This is a genomic window from Sulfurivermis fontis, assembly GCF_004001245.1.
In the GTDB taxonomy this organism is placed as follows: Bacteria; Pseudomonadota; Gammaproteobacteria; order Thiohalomonadales; family Thiohalomonadaceae; genus Sulfurivermis; species Sulfurivermis fontis.
Window position 1 is genome coordinate 1,667,772 of sequence record NZ_AP018724.1, and the last position, 17,755, is coordinate 1,685,526.

Here is a 17,755-nt window from a genome sequence, read left to right on the forward strand (position 1 = left end):
GAGCCCCGTGCCTCCCTGCCGCAGGCCGAAAACAGAACGATTCGGCATGCCTTCCCGGCTGTTTTTCGCTAGAATCGCCGGCCCGCAAAGCTACCATGAAAGCCACCGTCATGCCTACCCAACCGAGCAAGGACCTGGAAACCTTCGACAACCCGATGCCGGGCCGGGATTATACCATCCGCATCGAGATCCCCGAGTTCACCTGCCTGTGCCCCAAGACCGGCCAGCCCGACTTCGCCACCCTGTACCTGGACTACGTCCCGGCCCAGAAGTGCGTCGAGCTGAAGTCCCTCAAGATGTACGTCTGGTCGTTCCGCGAGGAAGGGGCCTTCCACGAGGCGGTGACCAACCGCATCCTCGACGACCTGGTGCGCGCCACCCAGCCCCGTTTCATGCGCCTGACCGGCAAGTTCAACGTGCGCGGCGGCATCTGGACCACCGTGGTGGCGGAACACCGCGCCGCCGACTGGAACCCGCCGCAGCCGGTACACCTGCCTTAAGGCCGTTCGATCGATACCACCTGGCCCAGGGCGGCACGCATGTCCGCCAGAGTCGGCAACTGCGCCGCCCCGGGCAGATCGAAACCGCCGTGGCAGGTCAGACGCATTACGCCCGGCTGCTGCGACGAGGCCAGGGTGTAGTGAAAATAGCGATTGATCTGGGACGGGCTGGTATCATCCCCCGCAAGAGTCAGCGCGGCATAGACGAAGAAGCGACGCTGCACGACAAAATCCTCCCCCTCGCTCACCGCCATCACAGTGAAGCGATCGGCGGCGATGACTGCCGTGCCGTCACTCACGGTCCGCTGCTCGTAGTTACAGTGCGGCCGATAGACATCGAGACGGTGCTTGGCCACCACCCGGCCGTGCTGCAGAAACACCCGTGCCTGTCCCGCGGGGACTGCCAGGTCTTGTCGCAATACCAGCGTCGTTCCGACCGGCAGGCGATAACCGGCCGCACTTTCGTCCAGTACCGGCGTGGCACAGCCAGCCAGCGCCACAACGGTCAATACCAGCAGTCCACTGATGCGTGTCATCATGTCTCTCCTATGAAGGGCACTGATCCAAGCATAGGCCGTCGCCCATGACGCGGAACGAGCGCACGCTGGCCGTCGGCATCGACTTCGGCACCTCCGGCTGCCGCGCCATCGCCATCGACCGTGACGGTTCGGTCCAGGCCGAAGTGGACCTGCCGCTGCCGCCGCCGGTGCGGCAGGGGGCGGCGGTGGAGCAGGAGCCGTCCCTCTGGGCAAGCGCCCTCCACGACCTGTTCACACGACTGCTCAGCGCCGTTCCTGCCAAGAGCATTGGCGCCATCGCCGTGGACGGCACCTCCGGCACCGTGCTGCTGGCCGATGTCGCCGGCGCGCCGCTGGGCCCTGCCCTGATGTACAACGACGGCCGCGCCACCGCCGAGGCGGCCGCCATCGCCGCCGTGGCGCCGCGCGAGTCGGCCGCCCACGGCACCGCATCGGGCCTAGCCAAGCTGCTCTGGCTGCGCAGGCAGCCCGGCGCGGAACGGGCCGCCCATCTGCTCACCCAGACCGACTACCTCAACGGCCTGCTCGGCGGCCGCCACGACATCAGCGACGCCAACAACTGCCTGAAGAGCGGTTATGACGCCGTCCAGCGCGGCTGGCCGGGCTGGCTGGAGCAGTTGGGCATCCCTCGCCATCTGCTGCCGCAGGTGGTGACACCGGGGACAACCATCGGCAGCATCCACCCCGAGCTGGCCCTGCGTTATGGTTTTGCACCCGATACGCAGATCGTCGCCGGCACCACCGACAGCACCGCGGCCTTTCTCGCCACCGGCGCGGCACAGCCGGGCGAAGCGGTGACATCGCTCGGTTCCACCCTGGTCCTGAAGGTGATCAGCGAACGGCCGGTATTCACACCGGAATACGGCGTCTACAGCCAACCGCTGGGGGAACTCTGGCTGGTGGGCGGCGGCTCCAACAGCGGCGGCGCCGTGCTGCGCCAGTTCTTCACTGATGCCGCGATGGCGGCACTGACGCCGCGGCTGCGTCCGGAGCGTCCCACCGGACTCGATTACTATCCGCTGCCGGCACCGGGAGAACGTTTCCCGGTCTGCGACCCGACCCTGCCGCCGCGGCTGACCCCACGGCCGGACGATGCGGCGGTATTTTTTCAGGGACTGCTGGAGGGCATCGCCCGCATCGAGCAGCGCGGCTACCAATTGCTGGCGGAACTGGGCGCGCCCTGGCCCGTCACCCTGCGCACGGTGGGCGGCGGCGCGCGCAATCCGGCCTGGACCGCCTTGCGACATACCCTGCTGCAGGTACCGATGGTGGAGCCGCGGCACACCCAGGCCGCCTACGGTGCCGCCCTGCTGGCACGCAAGACTCTCATGGAGGGACACTGATGGAACCGCTGCGCCAACCCCTGTCCGGCTTCGGCTACCTGCTGGCCGGCTTTCGCCTGCTGCTGCGCCCGGCGCTGTGGCCTTACGTGCTGTTGCCGCTGGGGGTGAATGTGCTGGTGTTCGGCCTGCTGCTGTGGCTCGCCGCCGGCGAGTTCGGTGCCCTGGTGGACAGCCTGCTGCCGACGCTGCCCGACTGGCTGGCCTGGCTCGCCTGGCTGCTGTGGCTGGTCTTCGGACTGGTGGCGGCCATCCTCGTGTTCTTCACCTTCACCCTGGTCGCCAACTTCATCGCCGCGCCGTTCAACGGCCTGCTGGCAGAAGCGGTGGAACGGCTGCTCACCGGCGCCGCGCCCCCCGGCGGCGGCAGTCTGCGTCAGGCGCTGCGCGAGGCGCCCCAGGCACTGCTCGACGAGCTGCGCAAGCTGGGCTATTTCCTGCTCTGGGCCATCCCCCTCGGCCTGCTGTTCCTGGTGCCGCTGCTGAATCTCGCCGCGCCCCTGCTGTGGACACTGTTCTCCGCCTGGATGCTGGCGCTGCAATACCTCGACTACCCCCTGGGCAATCACGGTCTGCGCTTTGCCGCCCAGCGCCGACGGCTGCGCGGCCAGCCGCTGCTCGGCCTCGGTTTCGGCGGCGCTGTGCTGCTGACCACCCTGATCCCGCTGGTCAACCTGCTCGTCATGCCGGCGGCGGTGGCCGGCGCCACCCGGCTGTGGGTGGAGCGGTTGCAGGACGAGCGGCGATAACGCTTGCACTGTCTGGATGCAAGCACGCTAAATATGCGACGTTTGCTTCGCACAGACAGCCGTCGTGAATCTTTCCCTCATCATCCTGCTGATCGTCTTCACGCTCATCGCCGCGCGGCGCATCGGCCGCTTCCGGATAGCCATCTGGCAGGCGATGCTGGGCGGTGCCGTCGCAGCCCTGCTCAGCGGAGAGATCGCGCCGCGGGCGGCACTGCAGGCCATCGACTGGGATGTGATGCTGTTTCTGTTCGGCATGTTCGTCATCGGCCAGGCCCTGGTGCAAAGCGGCTATCTGTATGCCATCGCCTACGGCCTGTTCAGCCGCGCCCGCAGCAGCGACGGCCTGATCCTGCTGATCCTGTTCGGCGGCGCACTGACTTCGGCCCTGCTGATGAACGACACCCTCGCCATCATCGGCACACCGCTGGTACTGCGCCTGGCCCGCGAGCACAACATCGCACCGCGGCTGGTTCTGCTGGCGCTGTGCTTCGCCGTCACCCTGGGCAGCGCAATGAGCCCCATCGGCAATCCGCAGAACCTGCTGATCGCCCTGTGGGGCAACGTGGACAGCCCCTTCCTCACCTTCGCCCGCTACCTGGCCCTGCCCACCCTGCTCAACCTGTGCATCGCCTACGGCCTGCTGCGCTGGATGTTCCGCAGCGAATTTCACCGCACACCGCTGGTGCATACTGCCGTCACCCCCACCGACGCGACGCTGACACAGCGGGTCAGGATCGCCATGCTTCTGCTGCTGCTCCTGATCGGGGCCAAGGTGGTGCTCGCCCTGCTGCCGACCGAGCTGACGCTGCGCCTCAGCCACATCGCCCTCATCGCCGCCCTGCCGCTGCTGCTGACACGCCGCATTGGCGCACGCCTGCGCGGGGTGGACTGGCCGACGCTGATCTTCTTTGCCGCCATGTTCGTGCTGATGGCCAGCGTCTGGCAGAGCGGAGTCTTCCAGCACCAGCTCGCCGCGGCCGACCTCGATCTACACGCGCCGGGCACCGTGCTCGGCCTCAGCGTGCTGCTCAGTCAGCTCATCTCCAACGTGCCGCTGGTGGCCCTCTACCTGCCGCTGCTGCAGCCGGCCGATACGGCCACCCTGATGCTGCTCGCCGCCGGCAGTACGGTGGCCGGCAATCTACTGCTGCTCGGCGCCGCCAGCAACATCATCGTGGTGCAGAGCGCCGAACGTCATGGCGCCACACTGACCTTCCTGGAATTCGCCCGAGTCGGTATCCCGCTCACCACCCTGAATGTCCTGGTGTACTGGCTGTTCCTTTTTTGACTTACAGCACTATAGGAATTTTCCTACAGCGGCCGGTCCCGGAAGCTGCCAACCTGATACCGGACAATTAAGGAAGCTCTGAATAAGTTCAGAGCTTCCGCGGCACAGGGATGTGCCGCCATTTTTCAACGACGATAAGTCGTTGAAAAATGAAGCCAAGCGAAAATCACACTTTTCGCTTGGCGTGGTCTGAGAAGTCCAGGATGGACTTATTCAGACCTTCCTTAACAGGGAGAATTTGCCATGGATGCCGCTATCGTCCACCAGGAACTCCAGGCCGGTCTGGCACAACTGAAGACCCGCCTGGAACGGGAACTGGAACACCTGCACACCGGCCTCAACAGTCTCAACGCCTGCGGCGATGACGCCGAACGCTGGGCCCATGAGCTCTACCAGCGCCTGATCGAACGTCGCCGCACGACCCTGGCCCTCTTCTTCTCCCCCCGCTGAAACCAGATGAGGCGGGCGCGCCGCTCCTGCGGCCGCCCGCGTCACTCACTCCCCCTCCCGCCCCTCTTTTGCCGCCAGGAGGGCCCCGCTCATCCTCAGTACACGGGATTCGTTGTATACCGCCGGCAAAGCCGCTAGGCTTGCGACTGACCGACCGGTCAGTCAGCGAGGTTGTCCCATGAGCGAAGTCCCCGGCCACCTGCCCCCCCTCCCCAGCGAGGGCGCCCGCGCCATACTGGCAGCCGCCGAGACCCTGTTCGCCTCGCGCGGCTACGACGCCGTGTCCATGAACGAGATCGCCCAGGCCGCCGGTGTCAGCAAGGCCAATGTATTCCATCACTTCAGCACCAAGCGGTCGTTGTATCTGGAGGTCCTCCGCAATGCCTGCGCCAACGACTCGGCGAACCTGCTGGATGAGCTGGAACAGCAGACCGGCCCCGTCGTTGAACGCCTGCAGCGCTTTGTCACCCACCACCTGGCGTCCCTGCTGCGCAATGAACGCAGCGCGCGACTGATCCAGCGCGAGGTGCGTCAGAGCAGCGATGAATGCGCCAAGGAACTGGCCGAGCAGGTTTTCGGCGCCAACTTTCTGCGCCTGCTCCGCCTCATCAAGGCCGGGCAGCACCAGGCCGAGCTGCGCCAGGACATCGAACCGGCCCTGATCGCCGTGCTGCTGCTCGCCGGCAACCTGTTCTTTTTCGATGCCCACCGCGTACTGCGCCACCTGCCGGAGACGGGCTTTGCCGACGACCCGGCCGAATTCAACCGCCGGGCGATGACACTCCTGCTGCACGGCATCCAGCCGCCCGCAGCCTGACATCCTGCCCCACCGGACAGAAAAAATCCGTTTCATCGCCCCCCGCCCCTAGTAGGGACATGGCTCAGCACCTAGAATAGCGCCTACCTTTTTCCTGGCGAGGCCCCAGCAATGCCCTTCAAGCTCGACGACTACTTCGACCGCGAAACCTTTGCCCGCATCAAGGCCTTCGCCGCTACCAAAGAGACACCGTTCCTGGTGGTCGACACCGCCACCGTCAGCCGCCAGTACGACGAGATGGTGAAGTGCTTCCCCTATGCCAAGGTGTATTACGCGGTGAAGGCCAATCCGGCCCCCGCGATCATCGAATTGGTGCGTGACAAGGGCGCCAATTTCGACATCGCCTCCATTTATGAACTGGACAAGGTGATGGGGCTCGGCGTGACCGCCGACCGCGTCAGCTACGGCAACACCATCAAGAAGAGCAAAGACATCCGCTACTTTTACGAAAAGGGCGTGCGCCTGTTCGCCACCGACTCCGAGGCCGACCTGCGCAACATTGCCAAGGCAGCCCCCGGCTCCAAGGTCTATGTGCGCATCCTCACCGAAGGTACGCAGACCGCCGACTGGCCGCTGTCGCGCAAGTTCGGCTGCCAGACCGACATGGCCATGGACCTGCTGATCATGGCACGCGACCTCGGCCTGGAACCCTACGGCGTCTCCTTCCATGTCGGCTCGCAGCAGCGTGACATCGGCACCTGGGATGCCGCCATCGCCAAGGTCAAGGTCATCTTCGAGCGCCTCAAGGACGAGGACGGCATCGAACTCAAGATGATCAACCTGGGTGGTGGATTTCCCGCCAACTACATGTCGCGCACCAACCCGATGGAGACCTACGCGGAGGAAATCACCCGCTTCCTGGTAGAGGACTTCGGCGAGGAATTGCCCGAGATCATCCTGGAGCCGGGCCGCTCGCTGGTCGCCAATGCCGGCGTGCTGGTGAGCGAGGTGGTACTGATCTCGCGCAAAGCACGCACCGCCTTGAACCGTTGGGTATATGTCGATGTGGGCAAGTTTTCCGGCCTGATCGAAACCATGGACGAATCGATCAAGTTCCCCATCTACGTGGAGAAAAACGGCGAGTTGGAAGAGGCCGTCATCGCCGGCCCGACCTGCGACAGTGCCGACATCATGTACGAGGACTACAAATACCCGCTGCCGCTGAACCTGGCCATCGGCGACCGCCTCTACTGGCTGTCCACCGGCGCCTATACCACCACCTACAGTGCCGTCGAGTTCAATGGCTTCCCACCGCTGAAGGACTACTACATCTAAGGAAGGTCTGAATAAGTCCATCCTGGACTTCTCAGACCACGCCAAGCGAAAAGTGTGATTTTCGCTTGGCTTCATTTTTCAACGACTTATCGTCGTTGAAAAATGGCGGCACATCCCTGTGCCGCGGAAGCTCTGAACTTATTCAGAGCTTCCCTAAACATCAGCAACAAACAACCCCGATCACAATGGTGCCGGGGCTGTTTGTTGTGCAAGATAAACAGCGAGCGCTCTGAAGGCATTCGATGCCTTTGGAACAGAAAACAAAAAACCCGATCACCTTGCGGTAACCGGGTTTCCTGATTGGCGTCCCCTAGGGGAGTCGAACCCCTGTCGCCGCCGTGAAAGGGCGATGTCCTAGGCCTCTAGACGAAGGGGACAAAACACACTGTCTAGAAAAAAACCGGGACTGCCTTGGGCAGTCCCCAGCATTTGGTGGAGCTAGCCGGGATCGAACCGGCGACCTCTTGCATGCCATGCAAGCGCTCTCCCAGCTGAGCTATAGCCCCGAAAGGAAGCGCCATTTTAATGAAATAGCGCCCTCTGTCAAGCAGGGATTCCAGGCTTTTTTCAATCACCCTGCTGCTCGATCTTCGCCCAGGAATCGCGCAGCGTTACCGTGCGATTCCAAATGGCCGTACCATCGGCAGCGCGTTGCGCATCGAGGCAAAAATACCCTTCACGCTCGAACTGGAAGGTGTCCCCGGGCCGGGCTTCGGCCAGCACCGGCTCCAGATAGCAGCGGGTCAGCGTGCGCAGCGAATCGGCATTGAGAAAGTCCTTGTAGTCCTTGCCCTCCTTCGCCGCCGCCGCATCGGGGTTCGGCACGCTGAACAGGCGATCGTACAGGCGCACCTCGGCCGCCACCGCATGACGCGCGGACACCCAATGGATCACGCCCTTGATCTTGCGCCCTTCCGGATTGACGCCGAGCGTGGCCGGGTCGTAGCTGCACCGCAGCTCGATCACCTCGCCCTGTGCGTTCTTGATCACCTGCTCGCAGCGGATGACATAGGCGTTGCGCAGACGCACCTCGCCGCCGGGCACCAGGCGCTTGTATTTGGGCGGCGGCACCTCACGGAAGTCTTCGGCATCGATGTAGACCTCACGGCAAAACGGCAGCTGGCGGCTGCCCATGGAATCGTCCTGTGGATGGTTGGCGCAGTCCAACATCTCCACCTGATCTTCCGGATAGTTCTCGATCACTACCTTGAGCGGACGCAACACCGCCATACGGCGCGGCGCATGCACGTTGAGGTCTTCACGCACACAATTCTCCAGCAGGCTCATCTCCACCGTGTTGTCGGACTTGCTGATGCCGATGCGATCGCAGAAATCGCGCACTGCGGCCGGGGTATAGCCGCGGCGGCGCATACCGGCGATGGTGGGCATGCGCGGATCGTCCCAACCCTCGACGAAACCTTCATCCACCAGCTGGGTCAGCTTGCGCTTGCTCATCACCGTGTATTGCAGGTTGAGGCGCGAGAACTCAATCTGCTGCGGATGACAGGGGATGGTGATGTTGTCCAGCACCCAGTCGTACAACGGACGATGGTCCTCGAACTCCAGGGTGCAGAGGGAATGGGTGATGCCCTCCAGCGCGTCGGAGATCGGATGGGTATAGTCGTACATCGGATAGATGCACCACTCGGCACCGGTCTGGTGATGGATCACGCCGTGGCGGATGCGGTACAGCGTCGGATCGCGCAGATTGATGTTGGGCGACGCCATATCGATCTTGGCACGCAGCACGCGGGCGCCGTCGGGGAACTCGCCGGCCCGCATGCGCCGGAACAGGTCCAGGTTTTCCGCCACCGACCGGTTACGGTAGGGACTGTCCTTGCCGGGCTGGGTGAGCGTGCCACGGTAGGCGCGCGTCTCCTCCGCCGACAGATCGCAGACATAGGCCAGGCCCTTCTCGATCAGCTCTACCGCAAACTGGTACAACTGCTCGAAATAATCGGAGGCGTAGTACACCTTGTCGCCCCAGGAAAAGCCGAGCCAACGCACGTCATTCTTGATCGACTCGACGAACTCGATGTTCTCCTTGTGCGGATTGGTGTCGTCGAAACGCAGGTTGCAGGTGCCGTTATAATCGCGTGCGATGCCGAAATTCAGGCAAATGGACTTGGCATGGCCGATGTGCAGATAGCCGTTGGGTTCGGGCGGAAAGCGCGTGGCGACGCGGCCGCCGTTCTTGCCCGCCGCCAGATCCTGGTCGATGATCTGGCGGATAAAGTTGCTGGGGGCGCTGGTGTCGTTACTGCCCATGCTGGTGTATTCCTTGTCGATGCTTCTTCAAGCGGTAATCAGTTGTCTTCGGCGCGGGTGCGGATGAAATCCACCGCGCGGTCGATGCGACGCAAGGTTGCCTCGCGCCCCAGCAGGTGCAGGGTCACGTCGATACCCGGCGAGGCGGCGGCACCGACCACGGCCACACGCAGCGGCTGTGCCAATTTGCCCATCTTGAGTTCCATGGCCGTGGCCACCTGTTCCACCGCCGCATGCAGCGCCTGCGGTTCCCACTCCGGCAACTGCGCCAGAGCCTCGCGTACCTTGAGCAACGGCTCCAGCGCCACCGGGCGCAAGTGCTTCTTCGCGGCATCGGCGTCGTAATCCTCGAAATCGCGGTACAGCCAGGCCGCCTGCGCCGCCATCTCGGCCAGGGTTTTGGTGCGCTCGGCGTAGGCCTGCACCACCACCACCGGATCGGGCCCCTGGCTGGGGTCGATGCCCAGCTTGCCGAGCTGATAGCGCAGATGGTGCGCCACCTGCACCGGATCCATGGTCTTCATGTAGTGCTGATTGAGCCACTGCAGCTTGCTCATGTTGAGCGCCGAGGCCGAGTTGTTGATCTCGGTGATATCAAACAGCTGGATCAGTTCGTCGAGGGTAAAGATTTCCTGGTCGCCATGCGACCAGCCGAGGCGCGCCAGGTAGTTGAGCAATGCCTGCGGCAGATAGCCTTCCTCGCGGTAGTCGGTGACGCTGGCGGCGCCGTGGCGCTTGGACAGCTTCTGGCCATCCTCGCCCAGGATCATCGGCAAGTGGGCATAGGTCGGTGGTTCCACGCCGAGGGCGCGCAGGATGTTGATCTGACGCGGGGTATTGTTGAGATGGTCGTCGCCGCGGATGACATGGGTGATCCCCATGTCCATATCGTCCACCACCACCACGAAGTTATAGGTGGGGCTGCCGTCGCTGCGTTTGATGATCAGGTCGTCCAACTCGTCGTTGCTGAACACCACCTTGCCACGCACCAGGTCGTTCACCACCACGGCACCACCCACCGGATTACGGAAGCGGATCACGTGCGGCTCATCGGGGCTCACATGTTGACCGCGGCAACGACCGTCATACCGCGGCTTCTGCTTGTTGGCCATCTGCTCCTCACGCAGCGCCTCCAGGCGCTCCTTGGAGCAGTTGCAGCGGTAGGCCAGGCCCTGGGCCAACATCTGCTGAATCACTTCCTCATAACGGTCGAAGCGGTGGGTCTGGAAGAAAGGCCCCTCGTCATATTCCAGACCGAGCCAGGTCATACCCTCCAGGATCACGTTCACCGATTCCGCCGTGGAGCGTTCCAGGTCGGTGTCCTCGATGCGCAGCACGAACTTGCCGCCGTGGCGGCGGGCATACAGCCAGGAAAACAGCGCCGTGCGCGCGCCACCGATATGCAGATAGCCGGTCGGGCTGGGGGCAAAACGGGTCTTGATCATCATAGAAAATTCAACGTGCTCAGGGTTTATCGGCCTCGCGGCCACTCGTCTCATAGGGAAAACGCACATGCCCGTAGCGCACTATCAACACGGCCAGGCCGAGCAGCAGGATCGCCACCGCCACCGCCAGCATGCGCCACTCATCCAGCTCTTTCATGTCCAGGATCAGGTAACGCGCCAAGGCCACCATGCCGATATATAACGGCATACGCACCGGTAACTGGCCGGACTGCCAATAGGCGTTCACCATGGCCACCACTTCCAGGTAGATGAACAGCAGCAGCAGGTCGGCCAGATGTACGCTGCGCGCACCTATCATGTGGGCCACCTCGCCCGCCGCCGCCACCAGCGTCGCCAGCAGGATCAGCAGCAGACCGGCATCCTCGATTAACCGGACCAGACGCCGCCCTGCGCGCTGCAATTTTTCCTCGGCCATCTCCCCCCACCTCATCATGTAAGCAGACCGGCCTGTAGGCGCGGCATCACCAACGCAAAAAGGCGGCCATTATACCCTCCGGCAACGACGCCGGCGCAGAACGAAAAAGAGTTTGACGCTAACCAAGGGCCTTATTATGATAGCGACCCTCTCGACGGGCGGTTAGCTCAGTGGTAGAGCACTGCCTTCACACGGCAGGGGTCACAAGTTCAAGCCTTGTACCGCCCACCAAATAAAATCAATCAGTTATACTCAGTCAAGCCCCGCCCCGTGCGGGGCTTGGTGTTTTCATGGCATACCTCGTCCCCGCCGGGGATGCACTCTGCCCGCGGCACTGATGTGTCAGGAGGAGAGATACCATGCCTCACTCCTCACAAGCGCCCATCAAACGGCATAGGCCGGCGATGGCTATCGCGTGTTGGTCGAACGGCTGTGGCCACGCGGATTGCGGCGGGAGGCACTGCGCGAGGATGAATGGCTGAAGGAGGCAATAGCATCTGCTGGACTACACCCGCTGGCGCAGCGGTCCCGTCCAGCCATCGTCGCCCTGCTCGATGCTGTCAATGACCGGCGACACAACAATGCCGCTGTAGTGAACCCATATCTGAAACTGCTGAAAAAAGCGCTGCCGACCTATTCGCGGGCGCCACGGATCACGCTGCTGATGGTACTGAGGATGAACAGCAGTAGGGCCAGGGCATTGGCCACGCCACCCAGGGCGACGAGGCGAGTATCGGCCAGAACGTCGCCGGCCAGCCGCAACAGCAGCGAGGCGTGCAGCACCAACAGCGGCAGATAAAAGGTCCAGTGCCAGGGCATACGTACGTGCACCACGGCGGGAAAGATGATCGGCGCATGGCCGAACACCATTGCGAACACGAAACCCAGTAGCAGCGCATGCAGCACCGCATCGTAGCCGGGAGCGTGCAGGCCGCCACTGGCCAGCAGAATCACCCCGGACAGCGCCAGCCAGCCATAACCGGACAGCAGACACACCGCGATGAAGCGGGTCAACCCATGCTCACGTACGGTGCGGCGGGCGATATCCTGGCGCAGCAGCCACAATGCCAAGGCCAACAGCCCCAGTCCATAGAGCAGCTCCGCTCGCTGCAGCACTACCGCCACACTGCCCGACAACAGCAGCAGCACGACCAGCAGGAAAACCTGCCGTGCGCGCTGCGACAGCGGCAGGAAGCGCGACAGCTCCAGACGCTCGCCGGCAATGGTGAGCACCAGGAAATTGCCCCACAGCGCCACGACCTGCGACGGTGGCGCCCCGCCCAGCCACAGCAGATTACCGAGCAGACAGCTGGCCGCGCCCAGGGCCAGCGTCACGGTAAACAGCTCACGTTGACGGCGCACGACGCGCAGGGTTGCCGTCAGCAACAGCGCACTGCCGCCGCTCAGCAGGATGGCCCCGGCCTGCCACGGCCCGCCCAGCAGGAGCACACCGCCGCCGGCGCCAGACATCAGTGGCGCGGCATAGGCCCAGCGCCGTCCCAGGGCCACGGCACGTTCCAGGCCTATCACCGTGCCGAAGAAGCCGCAGATCATCAGCGGGCCATGCAGCGCCAGCGCCTGCGCCGACGGCAGCGGTACCGCCCAGCCCAGCCGCGCCAGCCCACCCAGGATGCCGCTGAGCAGGGACAGAAAGCCCAGGATCAACAAGGGCACGCGCAGTGCGACCGGCAGATCGCCCACCCGACCAGGCATCGTGCTCACTCCCAACCAAAGCGCCGACGCGCCTCGACACTCATCCGCTGGGGGCTCCACGCCGGCTCCCATACCAGGCGCACCTCGACCGTCGTCCCCTGCGGCGTCACCGCCGTCAGCGCACGCCGGGCATCATCGGTGATCATCTCGCCCAGCGGACAGGCGGGCGTGGTCATGGTGAGGTCAACGGCGACGCGTCCGGGCTCGATGGTCAGGCCGTAGACCAAACCGAGGTCGACCACATTCATACCCACCTCGGGGTCGTTCACGGTACGCAGGGCCGCCAGCACGGTGGCCTCGTCCGGCATGGTTGGCGGGGATTCGGTCATCTAACACTCACCATGGTTCACGATAGCCGGGAGGCTATGAATCTAGCCAATGCCGCCACCGGCGTACTTGATCAAGGACAACCGGCCAATGGGCAACACGATGCAGTGAGCGCATAGCTTACGGTGCAGCCACTATCCCGCGCGGTATTGCGCCTGGGCCTCAGCATCCCTTAGGGAAGGTCTGAATAAGTCCATCCTGGACTTCTCAGGTCGCTCCCGCTCCTCCCTGGGCTGAGCGACATAAGTCCATCCGTGGACAAAACCACGCCATGCGAAAAGTGTGATTTTCGCTTGGCTTCATTTTTCAACGACTTATCGTCGTTGAAAAATGGCGGCACATCCCTGTGCCGCGGAAGCTCTGAGCTTATTCAGAGCTTCTGCGGCACCGGACTATCCTCACCCCAGGTCACGCGCACAATCTGCAGATGAGTACGCTCCAGCTCGCGCATCACCGCCTCCTGGCAGCTGATCTGCATCTACTGGCAAGGTGACCGAGTGGACACGACGCAACGCCAGCTCCGCGGCAGCGAACGATTCGCTGGTGTAACGAGGCGACTTCAGCAGCCGTTACAGCGTGCGCAAGCGCCCGGTTCTTCATCCACCAGCAGAATGCGGTACATCGTCACCTCCCTCCGCCAGAACATGAACGATGAACTCCTGCTTTTCATCCTGCTGAAGTTCCCTGATCTTGTGCACCAGGATATCGTTCAACTTGTAGCCCTTGGTCAACAGCAGCACGCCATCGTGCCCCAGCAGGTCGCGCGACAAGACCATTCCCGCCCGCAACTCCGCCGGCGCCAGGCGCAACTCGCGTATCATCCCCTCGCCGCGTTCGCGCGCATCGAGCACGGCGATACAGACGTCGACCACAGTCCCGTCATAGTGCTTGTTGCGCCGTTGCAGCAGAAAGGTACGGGCATCGAGCGGACTCAACTCCTCACCCAGCAGCGTGCCGGCACGCAAGCCGTCATAGTCATTGGCAACGGCCACGATGCGCGCACCCAGCGGGATCTTTTCGCCATAGAGTCCGTCAGGATACCCCTTGCCGTCGTACTGCTCGTGGTGGTGCCGGATGAATAGCCCCGTCTTCGACAAAGGCTCCATCCCCATCAGGATCGCCTGCCCGGTAATGGGGTGCTTCTCCACCACCTTGCGCTGGGCGGCATTCAGGTTGGCGGGAAGGAGGCGCAACAAGTCATCGGGCCAGGCCAGCTTGCCGATGTCGTGCAGCAGCCCGGCGAAATAAACATGGCGTACGTCGTCTTCATCCAGTTCCATGGAGACGGCTATCTCGCGCGCCAGCTCGCCGACCCGCTTGCCGTGGCCGCCGCCGGGCCCTTCACGCAATTGCACCAGATTTGCAAACACCGGAATGGCGGCGTAGTAGCTTTCCTGCAACTGCTCATAGGCCAGCTCCAGGAACATGTTGGTCTGGCGCAGCTCCTCGGTACGTGCCGCGACGATCTTCTCCAGATTGGCATTGAGGTCCTTGAGCTCCTGGTTCTGGCGCTGCGTCAGCGCCAGCAGCCGATCGTGCTCCTCACGCAGCCGTTTCTGCTCCAAGGCATGTTGCACCGCCAGCTTGATTTCATTGTCTTCCCACGGCTTGCTGAAATAACTGTAGATATGTCCCTGATTGATGGCGGCGACGGTGGCATCGAGATCGGCATAACCGGTCAGCAGGATGCGCACCACCTGCGGCCAGCGCTGCGCTACCTGGGCCAGAAACTGCGCGCCGTCCATGTGCGGCATGCGCATGTCGGAGATCACCAGGTCGATGTGTTCCTGCTCCAGGATGGCCAGCGCTGCCGCGCCGCTTTCGGCGTTGTGCACCGTATAGCCCAGCGGGCGAAACAGGCGGCGCAAGGCCGCCAGGATGTTGGCCTCGTCATCCACCAGCAAAATCGAGACAGGCGCCTGGCTGGCCGGCACGGCTGCCCCCACTGCGTTTTCCTCTGCTGCCATCACTTGCCTCTGCGCCTTGGTCATGAGCGGGCCGCATCACGGCCTGCGACGACTTTTTCCTTGTCAGTATGTCCCGTCCACCGAGCATTGCCACAATACCACCGATACAGACCAGCCTCCCCGCTCGGCGCCACCCGGCAGGCTGGCCATCTGCTCGATAAATCCCATACAAACTATGCGACTAAACTACTGTCCGCCAGAGCCCCCTGGCACCCACCCGGCGCAGGCGGTAACGTCTGTATTGCAGCAAAATAACCAAGTATTTGCATTGGGTTATTTTTCTGACATTTTATACTGAAAGATATACACTTGGTCCCAATTCAGCCGATATGCATGACTGAGACAGGGATTCTTTATGTCCCGCCCAGGAAGGGTCAGTCCATTCAGCGACAGGTAATGACATGAAAAAGAACTTCCCGATCACCGGCAATGAGGTGAATTACGCCGACAGCGCCAACATTCTCTCCACCACCGATCTCAAGGGCGCCATCACCTACGTCAACGACGACTTCATCAACATCAGCGGTTTCACCATCGATGAGCTGATGCACAAAAACCACAACGTGGTGCGCCACCCGGAAATGCCACCGGCGGCCTTCGAGGATCTCTGGTCCACCGTCAAGTCCGGCAAGTCCTGGATGGGCATCGTGAAAAACCGCTGCAAGAACGGTGACCACTACTGGGTCAGCGCCTATGTCACACCGATCCTGCACAACGGTCAGGTGGTGGAATACCAGTCGGTACGTACCAAACCCAAGCGCGAACTGGTGCAAAGGGCGGAACGTGTCTACGCCGATCTGATGGCGAGCCGGACACCACTGGCATTGCGTATGCCGCGCCTCGGCCTCAAGTCCAAGACCGTCGCTGCCGTGGCCGTGGGCGTAGGTGCGGGCCTTGCCGCCGGCGTCGTCTTCGGCGCTGTGACCCTCCTCGGGGCGGCCATTGTCGGCGGCGTGGCACTGGCCGTCGGCGGTCTGTTGGGCGCCCTGGCCCTCTCCCCGATCTGCCAGGTTGTGGCCCATGCCCGCACCATTGCCAACAATCCGATAGGGCAATTGATCTATACCGATCGCCTGGACGAGGCAGGCCAAATCATGTTCGCCATGAAGATGTTGGAGGCCGAAGCAGGCGCCGTGGTGGGACGTATCTCCGATGCATCGCGGCAGTTGTCCGTCACGGCCGATAATCTGGTGACCGCTGTGGAGCACAGCAGCGAGGGCATCCGCCAACAGCAGAGCGAAACCGATCAGGTGGCGACGGCCATTACCGAAATGGCAGCCAGCGTGCAGGAAGTGGCGCGCAACGCCCAGAATACCGCCGATGCCGCCGACAAGGCCGACGCCGAAGCCCGTGAAGGGCGTCAGGTGGTAGCCGACACCAGCGCCGCCATCGGTCGCCTCGCCGCAGAGGTGGAAAAGGCAGCGGGCGTCATCCAGCAGCTGGAAGCGCGCAGCAGCGAGATCACCTCGGTGCTCGATGTGATCCGCGGTATCGCCGAACAGACCAACCTGCTGGCACTGAACGCCGCCATCGAGGCCGCCCGTGCCGGCGAGCAGGGACGCGGCTTTGCCGTGGTCGCCGATGAGGTGCGCACCCTGGCCTCACGCACGCAGAAGTCGACGCAGGAAATCCAGGCGATGATCGAGAAGTTGCAGGAAGGCGCGCGCTCGGCCGTAAAGGTGATGCAGCACAGCCGTGAGCAGGCCGACAGCAGTGTGGAGCAGGCGCGCCATGCCGCCAGTTCGCTGGACAGCATTACCCGCAGCGTCAGCGTGATCACCGACATGAGTGCGCAAATCGCCACGGCTGTGGAGGAACAGAGTGCCGTAGGCGAAGAGATCAACCGCAACATCATCTCCATTCGCCACATTTCCGACTCCAACGCCCATACCGGCGCGGAAAGCGAACAGGCAGCACAGAACGTCGCCCAGCTGGCCATGAGCCTGCAACAACTGGCACAGCAGTTCTGGTCCAAGCGCCGCTGAGTTATGCTGCGCCGTGACAGCCCGTTGCCATATTGGCGACGAATTGTCATGAGGTGAACAGCCATGACTAGCGCCTACTGCAACCAGCTTCCTCCAGCTGGCCACATCCCCGGCAACCGGGGAATGTGGGCGGGTATTCTGTGCGAAATGACGGAATTTGCCGTATTGTTCACCGTCTACTTCACCGCACGGGTGTTTTTTCCGCAGGAATTCCGCAGCGGCCCGGGCAATCTCAATCTCCTCGCCGGCACACTCAATACCCTGTGGATGATCTCCGGCAGCTATTTCGTGGTCAACGCGGTGATCGCCATCCGGCAGAACCGTCCGGTCCTCAGCGTGCGCTTTCTCTATCTGGTATTGGCCTCGGCTGTCGCCTACATGGTGACCAAATATCTGGAATTCGAGTGGAACGTCGCTCACGGCGTCACAGCGGGCAATGGCGCCTTCTTCACGGTCTATTACTACCTGACGCTGACACACATGGTGCACGTCTTCTGGGGCATGATCGGCCTGGGTTGGATCATTTTCCGCACCCACGACGACGCCTACAGCCCGACAGAGCATGAAGGCATGGAGTCCTTTGCCTCCTACTGGCATGCAACCGATCTGGTGTGGCTGATCATCTTCCCACTGCTATATCTGCTGCGTTGAGGGCG

Annotated in this window: 16 protein-coding genes, 3 tRNA genes and 1 pseudogene; 11 read left to right on the top strand and 9 right to left on the bottom strand. The window is 62.9% G+C overall.

The genetic code is table 11. From position 1 onward, the window contains the following. The first annotated feature begins 110 nt into the window (after window positions 1-110). The gene (gene queF, locus EP379_RS08500; RefSeq protein WP_232024017.1) at window positions 111-500 is read left to right on the top strand and encodes a preQ(1) synthase; all 390 of its coding nucleotides are present in this window, start codon (window positions 111-113) and stop codon (window positions 498-500) included. Here queF and EP379_RS08505 read toward each other — a convergent pair. Beyond that, complete coding sequence (locus EP379_RS08505; RefSeq protein WP_127477399.1) at window positions 497-1,039, bottom strand: hypothetical protein; 543 nt, start codon at window positions 1,037-1,039, stop codon at window positions 497-499. The two genes, queF and EP379_RS08505, sit on opposite strands and share 4 nt — an antisense overlap. A gap of 44 nt (window positions 1,040-1,083) precedes the next feature. On the opposite strand from EP379_RS08505, the gene EP379_RS08510 reads away from it, so the two are divergent. The 6 genes from EP379_RS08510 to EP379_RS08535 all read left to right on the top strand — a co-directional run bounded on the left by EP379_RS08510 (window position 1,084) and on the right by EP379_RS08535 (window position 6,958). Further along, on the top strand, window positions 1,084-2,382 hold the full coding sequence (locus EP379_RS08510; RefSeq protein ID WP_127477400.1) for an FGGY-family carbohydrate kinase: 1,299 nt from the start codon (window positions 1,084-1,086) through the stop codon (window positions 2,380-2,382). Further along, window positions 2,382-3,128: a sulfate transporter CysZ gene (gene cysZ / locus EP379_RS08515; RefSeq protein ID WP_127477401.1), complete on the top strand. Its 747-nt coding sequence runs from the start codon at window positions 2,382-2,384 to the stop codon at window positions 3,126-3,128. The genes EP379_RS08510 and cysZ overlap by 1 nt, the downstream gene beginning before the upstream one ends. A gap of 64 nt (window positions 3,129-3,192) precedes the next feature. After that, window positions 3,193-4,416, top strand: a complete 1,224-nt coding sequence (locus tag EP379_RS08520; protein WP_127477402.1) for an SLC13 family permease — start codon at window positions 3,193-3,195, stop codon at window positions 4,414-4,416. Between the two features lie 243 nt (window positions 4,417-4,659). Continuing rightward, complete coding sequence (locus EP379_RS08525; RefSeq protein WP_127477403.1) at window positions 4,660-4,866, top strand: hypothetical protein; 207 nt, start codon at window positions 4,660-4,662, stop codon at window positions 4,864-4,866. Window positions 4,867-5,044: 178 nt separating this feature from the next. Next, entirely contained in the window at window positions 5,045-5,683 is a 639-nt protein-coding gene (locus EP379_RS08530) for a TetR/AcrR family transcriptional regulator (protein WP_127477404.1), read from the top strand. A gap of 111 nt (window positions 5,684-5,794) precedes the next feature. Then, entirely contained in the window at window positions 5,795-6,958 is a 1,164-nt protein-coding gene (locus EP379_RS08535; protein ID WP_127477405.1) for a type III PLP-dependent enzyme, read from the top strand. Window positions 6,959-7,259: 301 nt separating this feature from the next. Here EP379_RS08535 and EP379_RS08540 read toward each other — a convergent pair. From EP379_RS08540 to EP379_RS08560, 5 genes are all read right to left on the bottom strand, one after another. Then, window positions 7,260-7,335: transfer RNA gene (locus EP379_RS08540), tRNA-Glu, on the bottom strand. A gap of 53 nt (window positions 7,336-7,388) precedes the next feature. Beyond that, window positions 7,389-7,464, bottom strand: a tRNA-Ala gene (locus EP379_RS08545). Between the two features lie 61 nt (window positions 7,465-7,525). After that, window positions 7,526-9,226: a glutamine--tRNA ligase/YqeY domain fusion protein gene (locus tag EP379_RS08550; RefSeq protein WP_127477406.1), complete on the bottom strand. Its 1,701-nt coding sequence runs from the start codon at window positions 9,224-9,226 to the stop codon at window positions 7,526-7,528. 38 nt (window positions 9,227-9,264) lie between these two features. Continuing rightward, window positions 9,265-10,674, bottom strand: a complete 1,410-nt coding sequence (gltX, locus tag EP379_RS08555; RefSeq protein ID WP_127477407.1) for a glutamate--tRNA ligase — start codon at window positions 10,672-10,674, stop codon at window positions 9,265-9,267. A gap of 16 nt (window positions 10,675-10,690) precedes the next feature. Beyond that, window positions 10,691-11,107 (bottom strand): phosphate-starvation-inducible protein PsiE, encoded by a 417-nt coding sequence (locus EP379_RS08560; protein ID WP_127477408.1) that lies wholly within the window; start codon window positions 11,105-11,107, stop codon window positions 10,691-10,693. Window positions 11,108-11,263: 156 nt separating this feature from the next. Between EP379_RS08560 and EP379_RS08565 the strand changes: the two genes are divergently transcribed. Together EP379_RS08565 and EP379_RS17015 are read left to right on the top strand one after the other, a co-directional pair. Next, window positions 11,264-11,338: transfer RNA gene (locus EP379_RS08565), tRNA-Val, on the top strand. A 181-nt stretch (window positions 11,339-11,519) separates the two neighbouring features. Further along, window positions 11,520-11,618: pseudogene (locus tag EP379_RS17015) on the top strand (DUF488 family protein, N3 subclade); the annotation flags it as partial. 122 nt (window positions 11,619-11,740) lie between these two features. Here EP379_RS17015 and EP379_RS16690 read toward each other — a convergent pair. The 3 genes from EP379_RS16690 to nosR all read right to left on the bottom strand — a co-directional run bounded on the left by EP379_RS16690 (window position 11,741) and on the right by nosR (window position 15,114). Continuing rightward, complete coding sequence (locus tag EP379_RS16690) at window positions 11,741-12,820, bottom strand: hypothetical protein (protein WP_127477409.1); 1,080 nt, start codon at window positions 12,818-12,820, stop codon at window positions 11,741-11,743. Window positions 12,821-12,825: 5 nt separating this feature from the next. After that, the gene (locus EP379_RS08580) at window positions 12,826-13,149 is read right to left on the bottom strand and encodes a metal-sulfur cluster assembly factor (RefSeq protein ID WP_197722767.1); all 324 of its coding nucleotides are present in this window, start codon (window positions 13,147-13,149) and stop codon (window positions 12,826-12,828) included. A 594-nt stretch (window positions 13,150-13,743) separates the two neighbouring features. Then, window positions 13,744-15,114 carry a response regulator c-di-GMP phosphodiesterase, NosR family gene (nosR, locus tag EP379_RS08585; RefSeq protein WP_127477410.1) on the bottom strand — a complete coding sequence of 457 codons (1,371 nt, stop codon included), beginning with the start codon at window positions 15,112-15,114 and terminating at the stop codon, window positions 13,744-13,746. A gap of 401 nt (window positions 15,115-15,515) precedes the next feature. Here nosR and EP379_RS08590 point away from each other — a divergent pair, with 401 nt between their 5' ends. Together EP379_RS08590 and EP379_RS08595 are read left to right on the top strand one after the other, a co-directional pair. Beyond that, window positions 15,516-17,099 (top strand): methyl-accepting chemotaxis protein, encoded by a 1,584-nt coding sequence (locus tag EP379_RS08590; RefSeq protein WP_127477411.1) that lies wholly within the window; start codon window positions 15,516-15,518, stop codon window positions 17,097-17,099. A 63-nt stretch (window positions 17,100-17,162) separates the two neighbouring features. Next, window positions 17,163-17,750, top strand: a complete 588-nt coding sequence (locus tag EP379_RS08595; protein WP_127477412.1) for a cytochrome c oxidase subunit 3 family protein — start codon at window positions 17,163-17,165, stop codon at window positions 17,748-17,750. Window positions 17,751-17,755: the final 5 nt, after the last annotated feature.

Excerpts from the sequence above, each read along its gene's own strand:
- gltX (WP_127477407.1), bottom strand. The coding sequence starts at position 10,674 with ATGATGATCAAGACCCGTTTTGCCCCCAGCCCGACCGGCTATCTGCAT.
- EP379_RS08560 (WP_127477408.1), bottom strand. The coding sequence starts at position 11,107 with ATGGCCGAGGAAAAATTGCAGCGCGCAGGGCGGCGTCTGGTCCGGTTA.
- EP379_RS08535 (WP_127477405.1), top strand. The coding sequence starts at position 5,795 with ATGCCCTTCAAGCTCGACGACTACTTCGACCGCGAAACCTTTGCCCGC.
- EP379_RS08590 (WP_127477411.1), top strand. The coding sequence starts at position 15,516 with ATGAAAAAGAACTTCCCGATCACCGGCAATGAGGTGAATTACGCCGAC.
- nosR (WP_127477410.1), bottom strand. The coding sequence starts at position 15,114 with ATGGCAGCAGAGGAAAACGCAGTGGGGGCAGCCGTGCCGGCCAGCCAG.
- cysZ (WP_127477401.1), top strand. The coding sequence starts at position 2,382 with ATGGAACCGCTGCGCCAACCCCTGTCCGGCTTCGGCTACCTGCTGGCC.
- EP379_RS08595 (WP_127477412.1), top strand. The coding sequence starts at position 17,163 with ATGACTAGCGCCTACTGCAACCAGCTTCCTCCAGCTGGCCACATCCCC.
- EP379_RS08505 (WP_127477399.1), bottom strand. The coding sequence starts at position 1,039 with ATGATGACACGCATCAGTGGACTGCTGGTATTGACCGTTGTGGCGCTG.
- EP379_RS08525 (WP_127477403.1), top strand. The coding sequence starts at position 4,660 with ATGGATGCCGCTATCGTCCACCAGGAACTCCAGGCCGGTCTGGCACAA.
- EP379_RS08510 (WP_127477400.1), top strand. The coding sequence starts at position 1,084 with ATGACGCGGAACGAGCGCACGCTGGCCGTCGGCATCGACTTCGGCACC.
- EP379_RS16690 (WP_127477409.1), bottom strand. The coding sequence starts at position 12,820 with ATGCCTGGTCGGGTGGGCGATCTGCCGGTCGCACTGCGCGTGCCCTTG.
- EP379_RS08550 (WP_127477406.1), bottom strand. The coding sequence starts at position 9,226 with ATGGGCAGTAACGACACCAGCGCCCCCAGCAACTTTATCCGCCAGATC.
- queF (WP_232024017.1), top strand. The coding sequence starts at position 111 with ATGCCTACCCAACCGAGCAAGGACCTGGAAACCTTCGACAACCCGATG.
- EP379_RS08530 (WP_127477404.1), top strand. The coding sequence starts at position 5,045 with ATGAGCGAAGTCCCCGGCCACCTGCCCCCCCTCCCCAGCGAGGGCGCC.
- EP379_RS08580 (WP_197722767.1), bottom strand. The coding sequence starts at position 13,149 with ATGACCGAATCCCCGCCAACCATGCCGGACGAGGCCACCGTGCTGGCG.